Source organism: Methylobacterium ajmalii (genome assembly GCF_016613415.1).
GTDB classification, from domain to species: Bacteria; Pseudomonadota; Alphaproteobacteria; order Rhizobiales; family Beijerinckiaceae; genus Methylobacterium; species Methylobacterium ajmalii.
The window spans coordinates 1,837-21,521 of sequence record NZ_JACWCT010000067.1; the positions used below are offsets into that span (position 1 = coordinate 1,837).

General features: G+C 71.7%; 15 protein-coding genes and 1 pseudogene. 9 read left to right on the forward strand and 7 right to left on the reverse strand.

Features of this window, described 5'->3' with window-relative positions:
* Positions 1-38 precede the first annotated feature (38 nt).
* From HPY23_RS33040 to HPY23_RS12855, 3 genes are all read left to right on the forward strand, one after another.
* Positions 39-1,421 (forward strand): ATP-binding protein, encoded by a 1,383-nt coding sequence (locus HPY23_RS33040; protein ID WP_200649622.1) that lies wholly within the window; start codon positions 39-41, stop codon positions 1,419-1,421.
* Entirely contained in the window at positions 1,418-2,050 is a 633-nt protein-coding gene (locus HPY23_RS33045; protein WP_060847335.1) for a response regulator, read from the forward strand. The genes HPY23_RS33040 and HPY23_RS33045 overlap by 4 nt, the downstream gene beginning before the upstream one ends.
* A 323-nt stretch (positions 2,051-2,373) precedes the next feature.
* Entirely contained in the window at positions 2,374-3,825 is a 1,452-nt protein-coding gene (locus HPY23_RS12855) for a diguanylate cyclase domain-containing protein (protein ID WP_091888950.1), read from the forward strand.
* A 39-nt stretch (positions 3,826-3,864) separates the two neighbouring features.
* Here the strand turns inward: HPY23_RS12855 and HPY23_RS12860 are convergent, their stop codons facing one another.
* On the reverse strand, positions 3,865-5,133 hold the full coding sequence (locus HPY23_RS12860; protein ID WP_091888952.1) for an FAD-dependent monooxygenase: 1,269 nt from the start codon (positions 5,131-5,133) through the stop codon (positions 3,865-3,867).
* A 133-nt stretch (positions 5,134-5,266) separates the two neighbouring features.
* Here HPY23_RS12860 and tesB point away from each other — a divergent pair, with 133 nt between their 5' ends.
* The 3 genes from tesB (at position 5,267) to HPY23_RS12875 (ending at position 8,324) form a co-directional block, all read left to right on the forward strand.
* Positions 5,267-6,145 (forward strand): acyl-CoA thioesterase II, encoded by an 879-nt coding sequence (gene tesB / locus HPY23_RS12865; RefSeq protein WP_091888954.1) that lies wholly within the window; start codon positions 5,267-5,269, stop codon positions 6,143-6,145.
* A gap of 252 nt (positions 6,146-6,397) precedes the next feature.
* A complete protein-coding gene (locus HPY23_RS12870; RefSeq protein ID WP_048450383.1) occupies positions 6,398-6,736 on the forward strand; it encodes a P-II family nitrogen regulator in 339 nt (112 codons plus the stop codon).
* An 82-nt stretch (positions 6,737-6,818) separates the two neighbouring features.
* Entirely contained in the window at positions 6,819-8,324 is a 1,506-nt protein-coding gene (locus tag HPY23_RS12875; protein WP_060847330.1) for an ammonium transporter, read from the forward strand.
* A 279-nt stretch (positions 8,325-8,603) separates the two neighbouring features.
* On the opposite strand, the gene HPY23_RS34065 is transcribed toward HPY23_RS12875, so the two are convergent.
* Positions 8,604-8,795, reverse strand: coding sequence for a hypothetical protein (locus HPY23_RS34065; RefSeq protein WP_200602153.1), 192 nt, complete (start codon positions 8,793-8,795; stop codon positions 8,604-8,606).
* Positions 8,796-8,959: 164 nt separating this feature from the next.
* Positions 8,960-9,124, reverse strand: a pseudogene (locus tag HPY23_RS34070) (nucleotidyltransferase domain-containing protein); the annotation flags it as partial.
* Positions 9,125-9,380: 256 nt separating this feature from the next.
* Between HPY23_RS34070 and HPY23_RS12890 the strand changes: the two are divergent.
* Entirely contained in the window at positions 9,381-12,002 is a 2,622-nt protein-coding gene (locus HPY23_RS12890) for a DNA translocase FtsK (protein WP_200649620.1), read from the forward strand.
* A 22-nt stretch (positions 12,003-12,024) separates the two neighbouring features.
* Here HPY23_RS12890 and HPY23_RS12895 read toward each other — a convergent pair whose 3' ends face one another.
* On the reverse strand, positions 12,025-13,146 hold the full coding sequence (locus tag HPY23_RS12895; RefSeq protein ID WP_091890793.1) for an NADH:flavin oxidoreductase/NADH oxidase: 1,122 nt from the start codon (positions 13,144-13,146) through the stop codon (positions 12,025-12,027).
* 112 nt (positions 13,147-13,258) lie between these two features.
* On the reverse strand, positions 13,259-13,660 hold the full coding sequence (locus tag HPY23_RS12900; protein WP_091890790.1) for a hypothetical protein: 402 nt from the start codon (positions 13,658-13,660) through the stop codon (positions 13,259-13,261).
* 337 nt (positions 13,661-13,997) lie between these two features.
* Between HPY23_RS12900 and HPY23_RS12905 the strand changes: the two genes are divergently transcribed.
* A complete protein-coding gene (locus tag HPY23_RS12905) occupies positions 13,998-15,245 on the forward strand; it encodes a sensor domain-containing phosphodiesterase (protein WP_175540082.1) in 1,248 nt (415 codons plus the stop codon).
* Positions 15,246-15,287: 42 nt separating this feature from the next.
* Here the strand turns inward: HPY23_RS12905 and HPY23_RS12910 are convergent, their stop codons facing one another.
* Entirely contained in the window at positions 15,288-17,198 is a 1,911-nt protein-coding gene (locus tag HPY23_RS12910; RefSeq protein ID WP_091890784.1) for a propionyl-CoA synthetase, read from the reverse strand.
* A 156-nt stretch (positions 17,199-17,354) separates the two neighbouring features.
* Here HPY23_RS12910 and HPY23_RS12915 point away from each other — a divergent pair, with 156 nt between their 5' ends.
* Positions 17,355-18,986 (forward strand): acyl-CoA synthetase, encoded by a 1,632-nt coding sequence (locus HPY23_RS12915; protein WP_091890781.1) that lies wholly within the window; start codon positions 17,355-17,357, stop codon positions 18,984-18,986.
* 480 nt (positions 18,987-19,466) lie between these two features.
* Here HPY23_RS12915 and HPY23_RS12920 read toward each other — a convergent pair whose 3' ends face one another.
* Positions 19,467-19,652 carry a YdcH family protein gene (locus HPY23_RS12920; RefSeq protein WP_048427332.1) on the reverse strand — a complete coding sequence of 62 codons (186 nt, stop codon included), beginning with the start codon at positions 19,650-19,652 and terminating at the stop codon, positions 19,467-19,469.
* Positions 19,653-19,685 lie beyond the last annotated feature (33 nt).

Genomic DNA, 19,685 nt, shown 5'->3' on the forward strand with positions numbered 1-19,685 from the left:
ACCGTCCGGGGCCGGCCGGCGCCGCCGCCGGACGCGGGCTGGTACCCGCCCTGTGGTCGGGCCGGCCGATGCGGGCGCGGCTGATGGTGGTGGTCGTCCTCATCGACCTCGTCGCGGCGGCGATCTCCGGGGCGGTCATCATCCACAAGGCGCGCAGCGCGACCGAGGTCGAGACCGCGGCCTCGCTGGCGGTGGTCGAGCCGCTGGTGGCCGAGACCCTGCAGGCCCTTCAGGACGCCCCCCTGCCGGGCCTGTTCCGCACCCTGGCGCTGCGCTTCCAGGGGCTGCGCCACGTCCGGGTGACCCTGCTCGATGCCGCGAACCAGCCGGCCGGGACCGGCCCGCGCCATGAGGGCCGGCGGCGCGCCCCGGGCTGGTTCGCGGCGCTGATCGCCCCGCCGGCGCAACGCCACGAGGTGCCGCTGGTGCTGCGCGGCGTCCGCATCGGCACGGCGCTCGTCACCGCCGAACCCTCCGACGAGATCGACGAGGTCTGGGGCTATGCCCTGGCCCTGGGTCTCACCGGCCTGTCGCTCAGCCTCGCCATGCTGGCGATCCTCTACGTCGCCTTCGGGAGAATCCTGAGCCCACTCGCCCAGCTCGCCGCCGGGCTGACCCGGCTGGAGCAGCAGGATTACGGCGCCCGGGTCGACCGGCCCGACACCCGCGAGCTGGCCGTCATCGCCGCCCGGTTCAACCGCCTCGCCGAGGCGCTCGGGGCGGCCCGGGCCGCCAACCTGCGGCTCCACCGTCGCCTGCTCACCGCCGAGGAGGACGAGCGCCGGCGCACCGCGCTGGAACTCCACGACGAGTTCGGCCCGTGCCTGTTCGCGCTCGAGGCCAATTCCTCCTCGATCGCCCGCATCGCCACGACCCTCGACGAGCCGGCGCGCGGCCGCCTGACCCAGCGCACCGACGACATCGCGGCGATCGTCAAGCGGGTGCAGACCATCAACCGGGCGCTCCTCAACCGCCTGCGCCCGGCCGGGCTCGGCCAGGTGCCGCTCGCCCGCTGCCTCGAGCTCCTGGTGCGCGAGGCCGCCCGGCACCACCCGGAGATCGCGGTCGAGGGCCGCTTCGCGCCGCTCAAGGACGGCTACGGCGACCTCGTCGACCTGACCGTCTATCGCTGCGTGCAGGAGGGGCTGACCAACGCGCTCCGCCATGCCGGGGCGGAGCGGGTGAGCGTTGCGGTCGCCGAGGAGGCCGACGGCAGCGTGCGCCTCGCCGTCGAGGACGACGGCGCCGGCCTTGGGCCGGACCGGGGCGACGACCGGACCGGGGGGCGGGGTCTCGCCGGCATGCGCGAGCGGGTCGAGGCGCTCGGCGGCCGGCTGGCGCTCGTCCCGCGCATGCCCGGCACGGCCCTGCGGATCGTGCTGCCCGCCGGCCCCGAGACTCCCGAGGAGGCATCGCCGTGACCCGCATCGTCGTGGTCGACGACCACCCGATCGTGCTGCGCGGGGCCAGCCGGCTGCTGGAAGACACCGGCGCCGAGGTGTGCGAGGCCGCGAGCCTGTGCCGGGGCTACCGGGCGATCCTGCGCCACCGGCCGGACGTGGCGGTGATCGACCTCACCTTCCCGGGCCGCGACCTCGGCGGCCTCGCGCTGATCGGACGGGTGCGCAAGCGGGCGCCCGCGACCCGCATGATGGTGTTCAGCATGCATGCCGATCCGGCGGTGGTGGCCCGGGCGCTCGCCGCCGGCGCCGTCGGCTACGTGCTCAAGGATGCGCCCGCCGGCGACCTGGTCCGGGCCTACGAGCAGGTCCGGGCCGGCCGGCCCTACCTCGACGGGACGCTCGCCACCGAGGTCGCCCTGCTCCAGGCCGACCCGCGCCGGACGATGCTGGGCGCCCTCACCCCGCGCGAGCGCCGCGTCCTCACGCTGCTGGCCGAGGGTCGGGGCTACACGGCGATCGCCGACGATTTGTCGGTCAGCTACAAGACCGTGACCAACGCCTGCGCGGCCCTGCGCCAGCGCTTCGGGCTCGGGACCCTGACCGAGCTGACGCATTTCGCCGTGCGCCATGCGGGGGATCTGCGCTGAGGCGCTCGGAGCCCGGATCGGCTCGGGTTTTCGCCGAGGGAAACGAGCGTCATCGACCGTTTGCGCAGGCCGGCGATGTCCGCCCCGCGCCCCGTGCCGAGACGAGGGGATAATCGGGACGGGAGGACCGTCGCCGATCCGCTCGACGACATAGGCAGATGCGAGCGGATACCTCCCTTCGAGGGGGCCAGCGCCGCGGTAAGGCCTTCAGAGCTTTCGGCAGACGCCGTCCCCCCGGCAACGTCACGAGCGGTTAAACCCGTTCGGCGTAAGACATCGTCGCGTTCTCGCCTCGGCGAGGCGATGTGGGGGCGGAACGGCGCATGTCGGACGATCAGCATGAGGCGCTCCGGCAAAAGGCCCTGGCCGAGATCGCCCTCCTCGATACGCCGCCCGAGCGCGAGTTCGATGCCCTGGCGAAGCTCGCACAACGCATGCTCGGCACCGGCATGTCCTCGATCACCCTGATCGCCCCGGAGCGCCAGTGGTTCAAGGCCCGCTGCGGGCCCCTCGCCCCGCAGACCCCGCGGGACGGGGCGTTCTGCCCGGTCGTGGTCGAGACCGGGGCGCCGCTCGTCGTCGCGGATGCCTGCCTCGATCCCCGCTTCGCCGGGAGCCCGTTCGTCACGGGCGCACCGAACATCCGCTTCTACGCCGGCGTCCCGGTTCGCGTTCAGCGGCCCGGCGGCGACCCGGTGACGGTCGGGACGCTCTGCGTCCTCGACGCGCGACCGCGCGAGCCGACGCCGATCGACCTGGAGGTTCTGGAGGGACTGGCCTGCCTCGCGGAGGCGCTGATCGAGTCCCGGTCCGTCGCGCTTCGCGCCGCCGAGGCCGCGGAGGAGCACCGTCGGACCGCAGAGCGGCTGGAGCGCGAGCGGCGCCAGTTCAAGCAGGCCGAACGCATGGCCGACATGGGATCGTACCGATACGACATCGAGAAGCGGTCGACGGAGTGGTCGGACGGTGTCTTCGCCATCCACGAACGCCCCGTCGCCGCCGGCGTCCCGGGCGAGGACATCCTGCACTACTTTCCCGAGCCCGACCGCACCGCGTTCGTCGCCGCGGTGATGCGCACGCTGGAGACGGGCGAGCCGTTCGAACTGGATGCCGATTTCGTCACCGCCAAGGGCAATGCGCGGCGCGTGCGGTGTTCGTGCGAGATCGAGCTCGCCAAGGGCAAGCCGGTCGCCCTCATCGGCCTGATCCAGGACATCACCGAGCGTCACGACCTGGAGCAGCGTCTGCGTCATCTGGCCCGCACCGACGACCTGACTCAGCTGGCCAACCGCGTCGAGTTTCACCGGGTTCTCGATGCCCGGCTGCGGGACGCACGCGCCGCGGACGGCGACGTGGCCGTCCTGCTGATCGACCTCGACGGCTTCAAGGGCGTCAACGACGCCCTCGGCCATGCCGCGGGCGACGCGGTGTTGCGCCGGGTCGCCGATCGGCTGCGCGCCTCCTGCAATGCCGGGAGCTTTCCGGCGAGGCTGGGGGGCGACGAGTTCGCCGTCGTGCTGCCCGCCGATGTCGACGGCGTGGGAGTGGACCGGACGGTGCAGCGCCTCCTGCACGACCTCGAGATCGTCATGGAAGGTCCCGGCCACATCGCTCGCGTCACGGGAACGATCGGGATCGCGTGGTCGAGCACGGCCGGGCAAGACCGCGACAGGCTCCTGCGGCAGGCCGATGCGGCGCTCTACGTCGCCAAGCGCACCCGGAAGGGAACGGCGGCGACCTACAGGATCGACGCGGACGACCGGCAGGCGGGGTGAGCCCGTCCCGGCTGCGGCGCGCGGGGACGGTCCGTCCCCCTACAACGCCTCCCCCCGCATCAGCCGCGGCTGGCGCCCGCGCAGGCCTGCCGCCTCGCGGATGAACAGGCGCTTCAGGCCCGGCATCCGGTCGACGAGGCCGAGGCCGAGGTCGCGGGCGAGGCGCACCGGGAGGGCGTCGGTGGAGAACAGGCGGTTGAGTCCGTCGGTGGCCGCCCCCATAGCCAGGGTGTCGAAGCGGCGGCTGCGCTCGTAGGCCTCCAGCGCCTCGGGGCCGCCGGGGTCGAGGCCGAGGCGCATCGTGTCGGCGAGGGATTCCGCCAGGGCGGCGGCGCTGCGCAGGCCCAGGTTCAGGCCCTGGCCGGCGATCGGGTGGATGACGTGGGCGGCATCTCCGAGCAGCAGCAGGCGCCTGGCGCCGAAGCGCCGGGCGATGCCGAAGGCGAGCGGGTAGGCCTTGAGCGGCGATTCGAGGGCAATGCGTCCGAGCGCCAGGCCGAAGCGGCGCTCGACCTCCATCAGGGCCTCCTCCGGCCCGCCGCCGAGGAGCGCCGGCACGTCGGCCTGGCGCTCGGTCCAGACGATCGAGGAGCGGTGGCCGAGGGAGCCGCCGGGGGGAAGCGGCAGCACCGCGAAGGGGCCGGAGGGCAGGAAGTGCTCGATCGCCCGGCCCTCGTGGTCGCGCTCGTGCGCCACCGTCGCGACGATGCCCGATTGCGGGTAGGACCAGCCGACCCAGCCGATGCCGGCGGCCTCGCGCAGGCGCGAGCGGGCGCCGTCGGCCGCCACCACGAGGTCGGCGCGGAGCGCGCGCCCGTCCGGCAGGCGCGCGACGATGCGGTCGGCTTCCGGTACGGCCGCCTGGACCGGGCTCGCCTCCAGCACCACCCCGGCGGCGACGGCGGCGTCCCGCAGGGCAGCGAGCAGGCCGCCGCCCTCGACCATGTGGGCGAAGGGCTCGCCCTCGGCCACCTCGCCCTCGAAGGTCAGGAAGGTCGGCCGCACCGGGTCGGCGAGGCGGCTGTCGGTGATCACCATCTCGCGGATCGGCTGGGCGCTCGCGGAGACCGCGTCCCAGACGCCGAGGCGCGCGAGCATCCGCCGGGCGGCCGCCGCCACCGCGTAGGCGCGCAGGTCCCGGGGGGCGTCCGCGCGGCCGAAGGCCGGGTCGCAGACCGTGATCCGCACCGCCTCGCCGAGGGTCTGGCGCAGGGCGAGCGCCAGAGCGAGCCCCGGCAGCCCCCCGCCCGCGACCACGATCTCCCGCGCCGCCGCCCGCCGCCCGCTCACGCCTTCACCCTGCGCCATCTCGTGACCGCCCGCTGCACATCCGTCGGGCACGGCTCTTAGCACGTCGGGCGGCGCCGCGCGTCGCTTGACGGCGCGCATCGGCCTGCGTCAGCTACGCGCCCCTCCCCCCTCCAAGCCCGGACACCTTCCCTTGCGCGCGGTCGCCGAACTCCTCGACATCCTCGACCTGGAGACGCTCGAGCAGAACCTCTTCCGAGGCCGCTCGCCGAAGGACCGCTGGCAGCGGGTCTATGGCGGCCAGGTGATCGGCCAGGCCCTCGTCGCGGCGACCCGCACCGTGCCGGCGGAGCGCCGGCCGCACTCCCTCCACGCCTACTTCCTGCTCGGCGGCGACCCGAAGGTGCCGATCGTCTACGAGGTCGACCGCATCCGGGACGGCCGCAGCTTCACGACGCGCCGGGTGGTGGCGATCCAGCACGGCCGGCCGATCTTCTCGATGTCGGTGTCCTACCACGTCGAGGAGCCGGGCTTCGACCACCAGGCCCCGATGCCCGCGGTGCCGATGCCCGAGGACCTGCCGGGCGAGGGCCTGCTCAAGGCCTCGGTGATGCCCCGCATGCCCGAGCCGGTCCGGGCCTATTTCGAGCGCGAGCGGCCGATCGAGCTGCGCCCGGTCGAGCTCGAGCGCTACGGCGAGCGCAAGCCCGGCTCGTCGCGCTTCCACGTCTGGATCCGGGCGACCTCGCGGCTGCCGGACGACCCCGCCATCCACCAGGCGGTGCTGGCCTACGCCTCCGACATGACGCTCCTCGACACCTCGCTCAGCCCGCACGGCCGCACGGTGTTCGAGAGCGAGATCCAGCCGGCGAGCCTCGACCACGCCCTGTGGTTTCACCGCCCGTTCCGGGCCGACGAGTGGCTGCTCTACGCCCAGGACAGCCCGAGCGCCTCCGGCGGCTGCGGCTTTGCCCGCGGCCTGATCTTCACCCGCGACGGCACGCTCGTGGCCTCGGTCGCCCAGGAGGGCATGATCCGCGAGAAGCGCACGCCGCCGGAGCCCGAGGCCTGACGTCCACTGCCTTATTCCCAGGCACATGCTGATTTTTTGAACTGCAATGGCGCCGGGAGCGGCTTCAATCTCCGCAATCGGCCCAGGAACCGGGCAGCGTAGCCGCAACGGGCGATCCGCGTGCTGGCACGTTCCTTGATTAGCTTCCCTTGAGACCGGTGCCGGGACCCGAACGGGTTCGCGAATGGCGCCGGATCATGCCCCGACCCGGCGCAAGCCGGCGGGAGCGCCAATCGAAAGGGGGCTCGTCCCATGAAGATCGTCATGGCCATCATCAAGCCGTTCAAGCTGGAGGAGGTCCGCGACGCCCTCACCAGCATCGGCGTGCACGGCCTGACCGTGACCGAAGTGAAGGGCTACGGCCGGCAGAAGGGGCACACCGAGATCTATCGCGGGGCCGAGTACGCCGTCAGCTTCCTGCCCAAGCTCAAGATCGAGGTGGCGGTGGCGGTCGACCTCGTGTCGAACGTCGTCGACACCATCGCGGCCGCCGCCCGCACCGGCCAGATCGGCGACGGCAAGATCTTCGTGATGCCGCTCGAGAAGGCCGTGCGCATCCGCACCGGCGAGACCGACGTCGACGCCCTCTAGGGCGCTGCCCGGGCGGGGCCCGGTCCCGCGCCCCGCCGCCCCCTTCACGCCATCGCCTTATTCCATCGGGAGTTTTTCTTCCATGAAGCTTCGCAACGTCCTGGCTCTGGGCCTGGGAGGCGCCGCGCTGGCGCTCCTCCTGGTGGAGCCGTCCCTGGCGCAGACGCCGACGGTCGAGGCGGCGCCGGCCGCCGCCGCGGCGGCCCCGGTGCCCAACAAGGGCGACACCGCCTGGATGCTGATCTCGTCGGCGCTGGTGCTGATGATGTCGGTGCCCGGCCTGGCGCTGTTCTACGGCGGCCTCGTGCGCACCAAGAACATGCTGTCGCTGCTGACCCAGGTCTTCGCGATCGTCAGCCTCGCCTGCATCGTCTGGGTGTTCTTCGGCTACAGCCTCGCCTTCACCAACGGCGGCGGCCTCAACGATTTCGTTGGCGGCTTCTCGAAGGCGTTCCTGCGCGGCGTCGACGCCAACTCGACCGTCGCCACCTTCTCGAACGGCGTCGTCATCCCCGAATACGTCTACATCTGCTTCCAGATGACGTTCGCGATGATCACCCCGGCGCTGATCGTCGGCGCCTTCGCGGAGCGGATGAAGTTCTCGGCCCTGATGCTGTTCAGCCTGCTGTGGCTGGTGTTCATCTACTTCCCGATGGCCCACATGGTCTGGTACTGGGGCGGCCCGGATGCGGTCGGCAACGCCGCCAAGGCGCTGGCGGCGGCCACCGACGAGGCTTCCAAGAAGGCGGCGCAGGACGCCCTCGACGCCGTCAACGCCGATGCCGGCCTACTATTCAAGTGGGGCGCCCTCGACTTCGCCGGCGGCACCGTGGTGCACATCAACGCGGGCATCGCCGGCATCGTCGGCTGCCTGATGCTCGGCAAGCGCATCGGCTACGGCCGCGACCTGCTCGCCCCGCACTCGCTCACCATGACGATGATCGGCGCCTCGCTGCTGTGGGTCGGCTGGTTCGGCTTCAACGCCGGCTCCAACCTGGAGGCCAACGGCTCGGCCGCGCTCGCGATGATCAACACCTTCGTGGCCACCGCGGCGGCCGGCCTGTCCTGGCTCCTCGTCGAGTGGGCCGCCAAGGGCAAGCCCTCGCTGCTGGGCATGCTCTCGGGCGCGGTCGCCGGCCTCGTCGCCGTCACCCCGGCCTGCGGCTTCGCCGGCCCGATGGGCTGCATCGTGCTCGGCCTCGTCGCCGGCGCCGTCTGCTTCGTGATGTGCTCGACCGTCAAGAACGCGCTCGGCTACGACGACTCCCTCGACGTCTTCGGCGTGCACTGCGTCGGCGGCATCCTGGGCGCGCTCGCCACCGGCATCCTGGTCAACCCGGCGCTCGGCGGCGTCGGCGCCCCGGACTACGCCGCGAAGCCCGGCGAGCTCGTCGCCGCGGCCTACGAGTTCGGCCCGGCCTTCCTGGCCCAGGCCAAGGCGGTCGGCTTCACCATCGTCTGGTCGGGCGTCGGCTCGGCGATCCTCTACAAGATCGTCGACGTTGTCGTCGGCCTGCGGGTGACGCAGGACGAGGAGCGCGAGGGCCTCGACCTCGCCGACCACGGCGAGCGGGCCTACAACTACTGAGGCTCGGCGGCCGGGGCGGGTGCGCCCCGGCCGCACATGCCGCAGAACACATGCGTAGAGAGAGCCCCGGTGCCGTTGCACCGGGGCTCTCTTCTATTTGAACCGACCGGTCGTCAGCGGTTCACGGAAGCACGGCGGTCCTCAGGACCCGATCTTGGATCGCAACTCCACGAGCAAGGCTTCTGCCCGAGCGACAGCCCAAGCTGCCTCGTCCTGGCCGGGCGGCTCCGCGGTACAATCGGCCGGCATCCTGATTTCATGCACGCGGTGGAGCGCCCGTCAGAAGACGGCGTCGACGTACCCGGTCTGAACCAGGTCCCTCCCGAAGGCCGCGATCAGGCTGCGATGGGTCTCGCTTCCGGACCCGGCGACGGCATGCCCCGAAGCCAGCAATGCTGCCTGGGCCGCATCGAACATCGAGTAGTACGCACGATTGCACGCGCCATCGAGATCGCCGGCCGCGAGAAGCATCCGGGCCGATCGCGCCGCTCGCTCGGCTTTCTGCAAGTAGCGGGCAGGAGTGGCTCGCCCGGGCACAAGCGAAGCCCGTCCCGCTTGATCGCGGCGATCAACCCCGGATTGCTGAAGGCCTCCGGCCGCTCGAACTCGTCCTTCCAGAGCGGGACGGCCTGCACCAGGACGCCCGTTTCCAGCATCACCGTGAAGGCGATCTCCGCCATCTCGCCGGCGATCCGGTAGCGCTCGCCGGTCGGACCGCTCAGGATCAAGGCGAGGGCGGCATCGCTGTCATCATCATGCGTGCCGCGGGCGCGGCTGCCGAACAGCACGACGTCCTTCACCGGGTCGCGCCCAACGAGGTGCCGTACGACGATCCGTGCCGCCCGCGCGGTCTCGGGATCGGACAGGACGGGAGCGGGCAGGGGCGCCTCACGCGTTCATGACGGGATTTGATCCGGTCGCCCGGAAAAGTCCAGCAGAGCCAGCACCTTCCCGCCACCCTCCGGCCAAGTTGCAAGATCCGGTTAGCCTTAAACCACCATTAACCGCACCGCCCCATCCTCACGGTCCAGTTCCGCGTACCCGGTATCGTCCCGCATGCGTTCGCTTCGTCGCTCGGCATCGCCCTACGATGGCCTCATCGACACGCTCCGCGCGTTCCTGACGCGGCGGGCGACGGAGGTCACCGGCCTCGCCCTGCTCGTCGGGGCGGCGTGCTTCACCGTCGCCCTGGCGACCTGGTCGATCGACGACCCGAGCCTCAACCACGCCACCTCGCGCGCCGCCCGCAACCTGCTCGGCTTCGGCGGCGCGGTGGTGTCGGATCTCGGCATGCAGCTCCTGGGGCTCGGGGCGCTGGCCTTCGCGCTGCCCCCGGCCGTGTGGGGCATGCGGCTGCTGCGCACCCACCGCCTCGCCCGGATGCAGCTGCGGATCGTGCTCTGGATCATCGGCTTCGGGGCGGCGAGCGGCATGGCGAGCGCGCTGCCGCCGACCGCGCGCTGGCCGCTGCCGACCGGCCTCGGCGGCGTCGCCGGCGACGCGCTGCTCGGCGCCGCCAAGGCGATCGCCGGGCCGGCCGGGGCCTTCGCGGGCTTTCTCTACGCCGCGGTCGCGGTGATCAGCCTGACCGGCTCCTGCGGCTTCGGCCTGATCGAGGACGAGGACGGGGACGACGAGGCGGAGAGCTACGCCCCGGTGGTGAGCCGCTACGACGAGCGCCAGGGCCGCCGGGGCCCGGCGGCCTCGCACGACGACGAATCGCCCGGGATCGGCCTCGCCTCCCTGGGGGCGCTGGCGCACCTCGCGATGAGCGCCAAGGCGGCGGTGACCCAGCGGGTCGATTCGATCCGCGACGGCTCCTGGCGCCAGGCCGGCCACGACCCCTATGCCGGCAACTCGCCCGCGCTCGCCGCCCGCCGCGCCTTCGCCGAGCCCGGCGACGGCGAGGCCTGGGACGAGCCCGAGGCCGAGGCGCCCGCGCGCCCCGGCGCCAAGGGCGCGCCCAAACCTCCAGCCAAGGGCGGGCGGCGCGAGCCGGTCTTCGCGGATGGCGCCCCGCGCCGGGCCGAGCCGGCCTTCGAGGACGAGCCGGAGGACGACGAGGACGGGCTCGCCGCCGAGGCCGCACCCCGCGGCCGGGTCGCGCCCCCTCCCTCGCCGATCCAGACCCGCCGAGCCCCGGCGCCCGGGCCGGCCTCGCCGGATTCCTACGATCTGCCCGCGCTGACGCTCTTGGCCGAGCCGCGCCACCCGGCGCCGAGCGCCGCGGTCTCGACCGACGCGCTGGAGCAGAACGCCACCCTGCTCGAATCGACGCTGGAGGATTTCGGCGTGCGCGGCGAGATTCTCGCCGTGCGCCCCGGCCCGGTGGTGACGCTCTACGAACTGGAGCCGGCGCCCGGGACCAAGTCGAGTCGCGTCATCTCGCTCGCCGACGACATCGCCCGCTCGATGTCGGCCGTCTCGGCCCGCGTCGCGGTCGTGCAGGGCCGCAACGCCATCGGCATCGAGCTGCCGAATGCGCGTCGCGAGACGGTGTACCTGCGCGAGCTCCTCGCCTCCCCGGCCTTCGCCGAGACCAAGCAGAAGCTCGCGCTCTGCTTGGGGAAAAACATCGGCGGCGAGGCGATCATCGCCGATCTCGCCCGCATGCCCCACCTGCTGGTGGCCGGCACCACCGGCTCGGGCAAGTCGGTCGCCATCAACACCATGATCCTGTCGCTGCTCTACCGGATGACCCCGGAAGAGTGCCGCCTGATCATGGTCGATCCGAAGATGCTGGAGCTGTCGGTCTACGACGGCATCCCGCACCTGCTCTCTCCCGTCGTCACCGACCCCAAGAAGGCGGTCATCGCCCTCAAATGGGCGGTGCGCGAGATGGAGGAGCGCTACAAGAAGATGTCGAAGCTCGGGGTTCGCAACATCGACGGCTTCAACGCCCGGGTGGCGGAGGCGCGCGCGCGCGGCGAGGTGATCACCCGCACGGTCCAGACCGGCTTCGACCGCGAGACCGGCGAGGCGGTCTACGAGGACGAGATGATGGATCTCGCGCCCCTGCCCTACATCGTGATCGTGGTCGACGAGATGGCCGACCTGATGATGGTGGCGGGCAAGGACATCGAGGGGGCGATCCAGCGCCTGGCCCAGATGGCGCGCGCCGCCGGCCTGCACCTGATCATGGCGACGCAGCGCCCGTCGGTGGACGTGATCACCGGCACGATCAAGGCGAACTTCCCGACCCGGATCTCCTTCCAGGTGACGAGCAAGATCGATTCGCGCACGATCCTGGGCGAGATGGGCGCCGAGCAGCTGCTGGGCCAGGGCGACATGCTGTTCATGGCGGGCGGCGGGCGCACGACCCGCGTGCACGGCCCGTTCTGCTCGGACGACGAGGTCGAGCAGGTGGTCGCCCACCTCAAGCGCCAGGGCCGGCCCTCGTATCTGGAGGCGGTGACCGCCGAGGAGGGCGAGGAGGAGCCGGACGCGCCGGTCATGGACCAGGGCGGCTTCGGCGAGCCGGGCGCCGATCTCTACGACCAGGCGGTGGCGGTGGTGCTGCGGGACAAGAAGGCGTCGACGAGCTACATCCAGCGCCGCCTGCAGATCGGCTACAACCGCGCCGCTTCGCTGATGGAGCGGATGGAGCGCGAGGGCATCGTCGGCCCCGCCAACCATGCCGGCAAGCGCGAGATCCTGCTGGAGGAGCAGGACGGCTGAGGCCGCCCTGCCGGAGCCCGCCTCAGCGCTGGCCGAAGCTCGCCTCCTTGAACAGGTCCTTCAGGTGGTGGGGCTGCGAGCGCCAGTACTGCTTGGGCGCCCGGACCCGGGCGCCGAGTTCCGCGGCGGCGTGCCAGGGCCAGCGCGGATCGTAGAGCATCGCGCGGGCGAGCGAGACCGCGTCCGCCTTGCCCTCGACCAGGATCGCCTCGGCCTGGCGCGGCTCGGTGATCAGGCCGACCGCGATGGTGACGAGGTCGGTCGCCGCCCGCACCCGCTCGGCGAAGGGCACCTGGTAGCCCGGGCCGATCGCGATCTTCTGGCGGGGCGAGACGCCGCCGGTCGAGACGTGGATGGCGGCGGCGCCCCGCGCCTTCAGGGCCTGCGTGAACGCGATGGTCTGCTCGACCTCCCAGCCCTCCTCGACCCAGTCGGTCGCCGAGACCCGGGCCCAGACCGGGTTGCCCGCGGGAAACGCCTCGCGCACCGCGTCGAACACCTCGAGGGGAAAGCGCATCCGGTTCTCGAGGCTGCCGCCGTACTCGTCGCTGCGCCGGTTGGCGAGCGGCGACAGGAACTGGTGCAGCAGGTAGCCGTGCGCGGCATGGATCTCCGCCGCCTCGATGCCGAGGCGCGCAGCCCGTCGGGCGGTGGCCGCGAACCCGTCGCGGATGCGCTTCATGTCCTCCCGGTCGAGCATGCGCGGCGCGACCTCGCCCTCGGCATGGGCAAGCGGCGACGGCGCCTCGGTCAGCCAGCCATGGGGAGAATCCGGCGCCACCTGCTGGCCGCCGCGCCACGGCGCCTCGCTCGACGCCTTGCGGCCGGCATGGGCGATCTGGATGCAGATCGGCACCGGCGCGTAGTCGCGCACCGCGTCGAGGACTTTCGCCAGCGCCCGCTCGGTGCCGTCGTCCCACAGGCCAAGGTCGCCGTGGGTGATCCGCGCCTCCGGCGAGACCGCGGTCGCCTCCAGTGTCAGGAGCCCGGAGCCCGACATCGCGAGCTGGCCGAGATGCATCATGTGCCAGTCGGTGGCCTCGCCGTCGCGGGCCGAATACTGGCACATCGGCGCGACGATGATGCGGTTCTCAAGCTCGAGGCCGTCGAGGCGCAGGGGCTGGAACAGGGCGGGGCTGCTCATGCGGGGTCTCCGGGTGGGGATGGCCGCAATGTGGCGCGCCCCACCCGCGCGAACCAGCGCAGGCGCTGCAGGGCGCCTGCGCGTTAGCGCCTGATCGAGAAAGGCCGGTCGGTCACCAGCCCCGGCCGAGGCTCATGGCGATCCGGCTCGGACGGGTTCCGACCAGGGCGGCGGCCAAGCGCTTGCGCGCCCGGGTCGCGGCGCCGCGCGCGGCCGCGGCGGCGCGCGAGCGCAGCGAGGTGTCCTCGATCTCGGCCAGCCGCTCGCCCGCGCTCACCACGCGCTCGACCGCCTGCAGGGTCCTCGGGTCGGCCTCGGTGAGGGCGCAGATGTCCGACAGACTGCTGCGGAGCGCGTGCATCGCCTCGCGCGGGTCGGCCCCCCGGGCGAGGTCGAGGATGCCCTGCTCGATGCGCTCCAGGAGCACCTCCAGCGGCTCCGGCACCACGGCGGCGACCGCGACCGGTCCGGCGCCCTGGCACGACGGCTCCCCGTAGATCCCCGAAACGAGCATGGCGACTCCTCTACGCGCGGAGACCGGCCGCAGATCACACGCCATGGTGCCAAACCCGTCGAGGCAATTCAACCACTTGTGCGAGCCCAACGGCTCGGTTAGATATCCAAGTTCTTACTACAATCCATTGCACCAAGATCGAGCCTCAGGCCAAAGATGTCGAACTGTATCTTTCCTGATCCTCGGCCATTCCATTGCAACATTTCCGCCGATACCCGCCCTCGAAGACATCCGCTGTTCGGGCCATCCTCACCCTGAGGACGCATCTAGAATATTCGCAAATACATATAATATACCATCGAGCGCATCACCGAAACTGACGAAGCCGGACCGAACGATGCCCCTGCGTCCCATTTTCGGCGATCATCCCGGCAACACCGGCGACCAGGTCCTGTCCCTGCTCCGGGCGGTCCGCCGCCACCTGGCGATGGATGTCGGCTTCATCTCAGAATTCGTCGCGGGCGATCGGATAATCCGCTTCTCGGATGTCGGGGGACCGGCCCCGAATCCCGTCATGGTCGGCACCTCGGCGCCGCTGGAGCAGAGCTTCTGCTACTACGTCGCCAAGGGCCTGATGCCCGGGCTGATGCCGAACGCGGCGGACGATCCCGTCGCCGCCGCCATGCCGGTCACCCGCGACATGCCGGTCGGCGCGCATCTGAGCGTCCCGCTCCGCCATGCCGACGGCGAGGCCTTCGGGACGCTGTGCTGCTTCAGCTACGCGCCGGATCGCAGCCTCACCGCCCGCGACCTCGGCCTGCTGCGCCTGTGCGCCGAGATGGTGGAGGCGATCCTGGCCCGCGACCACGGCGCTGCGCGCGAACGCGACGCCAAACGCCGGCGCATCGCCGCCCTGCTCAAGTCGGACGCGATCGAGATGGCGTTCCAGCCGATCTACCGCACCCAGGACGGGAGCCTCGCCGCCTTCGAGGCGCTGGCCCGCTTCCCGTCGCCGCCCGGCCAGGGCCCCGACATCTGGTTCGCCGACGCGGCGGAGGTCGGCCTCGGGGAGGAGCTCGAACACCTCGCCCTGCGCAAGGCCCTGGCGGCGTTCCCGGCCCTTCCCGCCGGGATCAAGCTGTCGGTGAACCTGTCGCCCTCGGCCCTCGCCTCGCACCGGCTCGTCGAGGCGCTGGGCGACGTTCCCTCGGAGCGGCTGGTGATCGAGCTGACGGAGCACGCGGCGGTGGCGTCCTACGAGGAGCTGCGCGCGGTGCTCGATCCGCTGCGCGCCCGCGGCCTTTTCCTGGCGATCGACGACGTCGGGGCCGGCCACGCCACGCTGCGGCACGTCCTCGACCTCGCCCCCGAGATCATCAAGCTCGACATGAGCCTGATCCGCCACATCGACACCCATTCCGGCCGCCGCGCGCTGACCGAGGCGCTCACCGGCTACGGCCGGCGCATCGGCTGTGAGATCGTCGCCGAGGGGGTGGAGACCGAAGCCGAGTACGCGGTGCTGCGGGGCATCGGCGTGACGCGGGTGCAGGGCTTCCTGACCGGCCGGCCGATGGCGCTCCAGGCCGCCGCCGCGCTCCCGCCGTTCGGGACGGTCGCCCGCCGGGAGGCCGCGGCGACCGGCTGACCGGGCCGGATCGGGGCGTCGCGGATCGCGCGCGCGATCCGCTCAGCCGAGGCCCCGCTCCCGCAGCGAGGCGCCGATCTCGTCGAGCACGGCGGGATCCTCGATGGTCGGCGGCATCGTCCAGGCGTCACCGTCGGCGATCTTCTTCATCGTGCCGCGCAGGATCTTGCCCGAACGGGTCTTGGGCAGGCGCCCGACCGTGAGGGCGAGGCGGAAGGCGGCGACCGGGCCGATGCGCTCGCGCACCAGCGCCACCAGCTCGCGCTCGATGACGTCAGGCGCCTTCGCGACGCCGGCCTTCAGCACCACGAAGCCGCACGGCGCCTCGCCCTTGAGGGCGTCCTTGATGCCGATCACCGCGCATTCGGCGACCGCCGGATGGGACGCCAGCACCTCCTCCATGCCGCCGGTCGAGAGGCGGTGGCCGGCGACGTTGATGATGTCGTCGGTGCGGCCCATGACGTAGACGTAGCCGTCGCGGTCGAGGAAGCCGGCATCCGAGGTGTTGTAGTAGCCCGGATAGGTCGCGAGGTAGCTCTCGCGGAAGCGCTCGTCCTGCCGCCACAGGGTCGGCAGCGCACCGGGGGGCAGCGGCAGCCTGATGGCGATCGTCCCCATCGTGTCGGCGGGCACCGGCTTGCCGGATTCGTCGAGCACCTGCACGTCCCAGCCCGGCATCGGCACCGTCGGGCTGCCGTGCTTGACCGGGAGGGCGCCCAAGCCCACCGGGTTGGCGGCGATCGGCCACCCGGTCTCGGTCTGCCACCAATGGTCCACCACCGGCACGCCGAGGATCCGCTCGGCCCACGCCACGGTGTCGGGGTCGGCCCGCTCGCCGGCGAGGAACAGGGTGCGGAAGCGCGAGAGGTCGTGGCCCTGCATCAGGCGGGCCTCCGGATCCTCCTTCTTCACCGCCCTCAGCGCCGTCGGCGCGGTGAACAGCGCCACCGCCCCGGTCTCGGCGATCACGCGCCAGAACGCCCCGGCATCGGGCGTGCCGACCGGCTTGCCCTCGTACAGCACCGTGGTGCAGCCGTGCAGCAGCGGCCCGTAGACGATGTAGGAATGGCCCACCACCCAGCCGACGTCGGAGGCGCACCAGTAGGTCTCGCCGGGGGCGACGCCGTAGAGGTTCGGCATCGACCAGGCCAGCGCCACGAGGTAGCCGCCGGTGTCGCGCACCACGCCCTTGGGCTTGCCGGTGGTGCCCGAGGTGTAGAGCACGTAGAGCGGATCGGTGGCGGCGACCGGTACGCAAGGCGCGGCGCGGCCCGCGGTCCTGGCCTGCGCCACGGCCTCATTCCAATCCCGGTCGCGCGCCTCGACCATCTCGGCGACGGCTTGCGGCCGCTGCAGGATCAGGCAGGAATCGGGTTTGTGCGAGGAGAGGCGGCAGGCCTCGTCGAGGAGCGGCTTGTAGGCGACGACCCGGGCCGGTTCGATGCCGCAGGAGGCGGCGAGCACCACCTTGGGGGCGGCGTCCTCGATGCGGGCGGCGAGCTCGCGGGCGGCGAACCCCCCGAACACCACCGAGTGCACCGCGCCGATGCGGGCGCAGGCCAGCATCGCGAACAGCGCTTCGGGCACCATCGGCATGTAGAGCACCACCCGGTCGCCGCGCCCGACGCCGAGATCCTGCAGCACGGCGGCGAGCGACGCGACCTCGTCGAGAAGCTCCGCGTAGGTGATCCGGCGCTTCGTCCCGGTGACGGGGGACTCGTACAGGATCGCCGCCTGCTCGCCGCGGCCGGCCGCGACGTGGCGGTCGACCGCGTTGTGGCACGCATTGACCTCGGCGCCCACGAACCAGCGGCCGTAGGGTCCTTCCCCGGGGGAGAAGACCCGGGAGGGGGGCGTCACCCAGTCGATCGCCTGCGCGGCGTCGCCCCAGAACGCCTCCGGGTCGCGCTGCCAGGCGGCATAGGTCTCCGGGTAGCGGCTCGGGCTGGCCATGGCGTCGTCCTCCGGTGCCGACCGTCTCGGGGCGGTCGTGCGCCTGGGATAGAGCAGCGGCCGCGGCCTCCGGAAGTCGAACTTTCGTAAGGACCGAGATGGATTGATCGCGCCGTCCTCGCGGGTACTGTGGCCGGACAGGCAGCAGGACGACCCATGACCGGCGCGACGATCTACGATCACGGCCTCGACCGGAACCCGGCGAACCACCAGCCGCTGACGCCGCTCACCTTCCTGGAGCGGGCCGCCGCGGTCTTCCCGGACCGCACCGCGGTGATCCACGGGGGCCTGCGCCGCAGCTACCGCGACCTCTACGCCCGCTGCCGGCGCCTCGCCTCGGCCTTGAGCGCCCACGGCATCGGCCGCGGCGACACGGTGGCGGTGATGCTCGCCAACACCCCGGCGATGATCGAGTGCCATTACGGGGTCCCGATGGCCGGAGCGGTGCTCAACACCCTCAACACGAGGCTCGACGCCGCGATCATCGGCTTCTGCCTCGATCACGGCGAGGCCAAGGTGGTGATCACCGACCGGGAATTCGCCCGCACCATGGGGCCGGCCTTGCGCCAAGCCGGGGCGACGCCGCTCGTCATCGATTACGACGACCCGGAATACGACGGCCCGGGCGAGCGGCTCGGCACGATCGAGTACGAGGACTTCCTGGCCGGGGGCGATCCCGCCCATGCCTGGACGATGCCGGGCGACGAGTGGGACGCGATCAGCCTCAACTACACGTCGGGCACCACCGGCGACCCGAAGGGCGTGGTCTACCACCATCGCGGCGCCTCGCTGCTCGCGGTCGGCAACGTGGTGGCGGGCAACCTCGGCCGGCATCCGGTCTATCTCTGGACCCTGCCGATGTTCCACTGCAACGGCTGGTGCTTCCCCTGGACCCTGTCGGTCGTGGCCGGCACCCATGTCTGCCTGCGGCAGGTCCGGGCCAAGGCGATGTACGACGCCATCGCCGATCACGGGGTGACGCATCTGTGCGGCGCGCCGATCGTGATGTCGCTCCTCATCAACGCGCCGGCGGCCGAGCGCCGCGACCTGCCGCGCCGGGTCTCGTTCCTCACCGCCGCCGCGCCGCCGCCGGAGGCGGTGCTCGCCGGGATGGCGGAGGCCGGGTTCGACGTCACCCACGTCTACGGGCTGACCGAGACCTACGGCCCCGCGGTGGTGAACGAGTGGCACGCCGACTGGGATGCCTTGAGCAAGGACGAGCAGGCCGCCCGCAAGGCGCGCCAGGGCGTGCGCTACCCGCCGCTCGAGGCCCTGGACGTGCTCGATCCCGAGACGATGGAGCCGGTGCCCGCCGACGGCGAGACGCTCGGCGAGGTGATGTTCCGCGGCAACGTGGTGATGCGCGGCTACCTGAAGAACCCGAGCGCCACCGAGGCCGCCTTCAAGGGCGGCTGGTTCCACTCGGGCGACCTCGGGGTGAAGCACCCGGACGGCTACATCCAGCTCAAGGACCGCTCGAAGGACATCATCATCTCAGGGGGAGAGAACATCTCGTCGATCGAGGTCGAGGAGGCTTTGTTCAAGCACCCGGCGGTGGCGGCCGCCGCGGTAGTGGCCAAGCCCGACGAGAAATGGGGCGAGACGCCGTGCGCCTTCGTCGAGCTGAAAGGCTCCGAGACGGTCTCGGCCGAGGAGCTGATCGGCTGGTGCCGCCGCTCGCTCGCCGGATTCAAGGTGCCCCGGCACGTCGTCTTCACGGAACTGCCGAAGACCTCGACCGGCAAGGTGCAGAAGTTCGTGCTGCGGGAGATGGCGAAGGCCCTGTGACGGGACCCCGGCGATTCGGGCCGGACGCCGGGCATCCAGGCTTCGAGCCATTCAAGCCCGCTCGGCCCGAATTGGAGACGACCTCCTGACCTCTACCTCATCCTGAGGTGTCAGTTCATCGCAGATGAACTGACCTCGAAGGAGGGCTCCAGAAGTCTCGCGATCCCTGCAGCCCTTCTTCGAGGTCAGCCGATCACGGATCGACCAACGCCTCGGGATGAGGATGCGAATCGGATCGAAGATCGTCGCCCTGTGAGCCCGGTTCGTCGAACGGGCACCCGCGGCCTCGGTGCGAGGTGCCGGCGGACGGGCTTCTCCATAAAGTAAACGACCGCCGAAACGGCGCCGGCGGGACCCACCCCGCGTCGCGCAGTCTGCGCTATCCATCTCGCGGGAGCAGAACCCGCCGGTCGTCTTGAGCAATGAGCGAGGACCGCCGCGTCGATACGCCGACGCGGCGGCGCGCTGAATTCTGCCGGGCTAGTGCATCACGCGGGTGGACGTCGTCCGCAGGCGGCTGATCTCATCCTTCAAGTGAAGCTTGCGCCGCTTGAGTTCGACTATTCGCAAGTCGTCGGTGGAGAGATGGGTGCAGGCGTCCTGAATCTCGCGCTCCAGGGCTTCGTGCTTACGCTCGAGCTCGGTGAGATGCGTGTGCAGCGACATCAGCCATAGCCTCCTGTCATGTAGGTGACACAC

Bases quoted from the DNA above. Each gene is read 5' to 3' on its own strand.
- HPY23_RS12860 (WP_091888952.1), bottom strand. From the start codon at position 5,133: ATGGCGCAGGGTGAAGGCGTGAGCGGGCGGCGGGCGGCGGCGCGGGAG.
- HPY23_RS12910 (WP_091890784.1), bottom strand. From the start codon at position 17,198: ATGGCCAGCCCGAGCCGCTACCCGGAGACCTATGCCGCCTGGCAGCGC.
- HPY23_RS12870 (WP_048450383.1), top strand. From the start codon at position 6,398: ATGAAGATCGTCATGGCCATCATCAAGCCGTTCAAGCTGGAGGAGGTC.
- HPY23_RS12905 (WP_175540082.1), top strand. From the start codon at position 13,998: ATGCCCCTGCGTCCCATTTTCGGCGATCATCCCGGCAACACCGGCGAC.
- HPY23_RS12915 (WP_091890781.1), top strand. From the start codon at position 17,355: ATGACCGGCGCGACGATCTACGATCACGGCCTCGACCGGAACCCGGCG.
- HPY23_RS12895 (WP_091890793.1), bottom strand. From the start codon at position 13,146: ATGAGCAGCCCCGCCCTGTTCCAGCCCCTGCGCCTCGACGGCCTCGAG.
- HPY23_RS12920 (WP_048427332.1), bottom strand. From the start codon at position 19,652: ATGTCGCTGCACACGCATCTCACCGAGCTCGAGCGTAAGCACGAAGCC.
- HPY23_RS12875 (WP_060847330.1), top strand. From the start codon at position 6,819: ATGAAGCTTCGCAACGTCCTGGCTCTGGGCCTGGGAGGCGCCGCGCTG.
- HPY23_RS12890 (WP_200649620.1), top strand. From the start codon at position 9,381: ATGCGTTCGCTTCGTCGCTCGGCATCGCCCTACGATGGCCTCATCGAC.
- HPY23_RS34065 (WP_200602153.1), bottom strand. From the start codon at position 8,795: ATGCTTCTCGCGGCCGGCGATCTCGATGGCGCGTGCAATCGTGCGTAC.
- HPY23_RS12855 (WP_091888950.1), top strand. From the start codon at position 2,374: ATGTCGGACGATCAGCATGAGGCGCTCCGGCAAAAGGCCCTGGCCGAG.
- HPY23_RS12900 (WP_091890790.1), bottom strand. From the start codon at position 13,660: ATGCTCGTTTCGGGGATCTACGGGGAGCCGTCGTGCCAGGGCGCCGGA.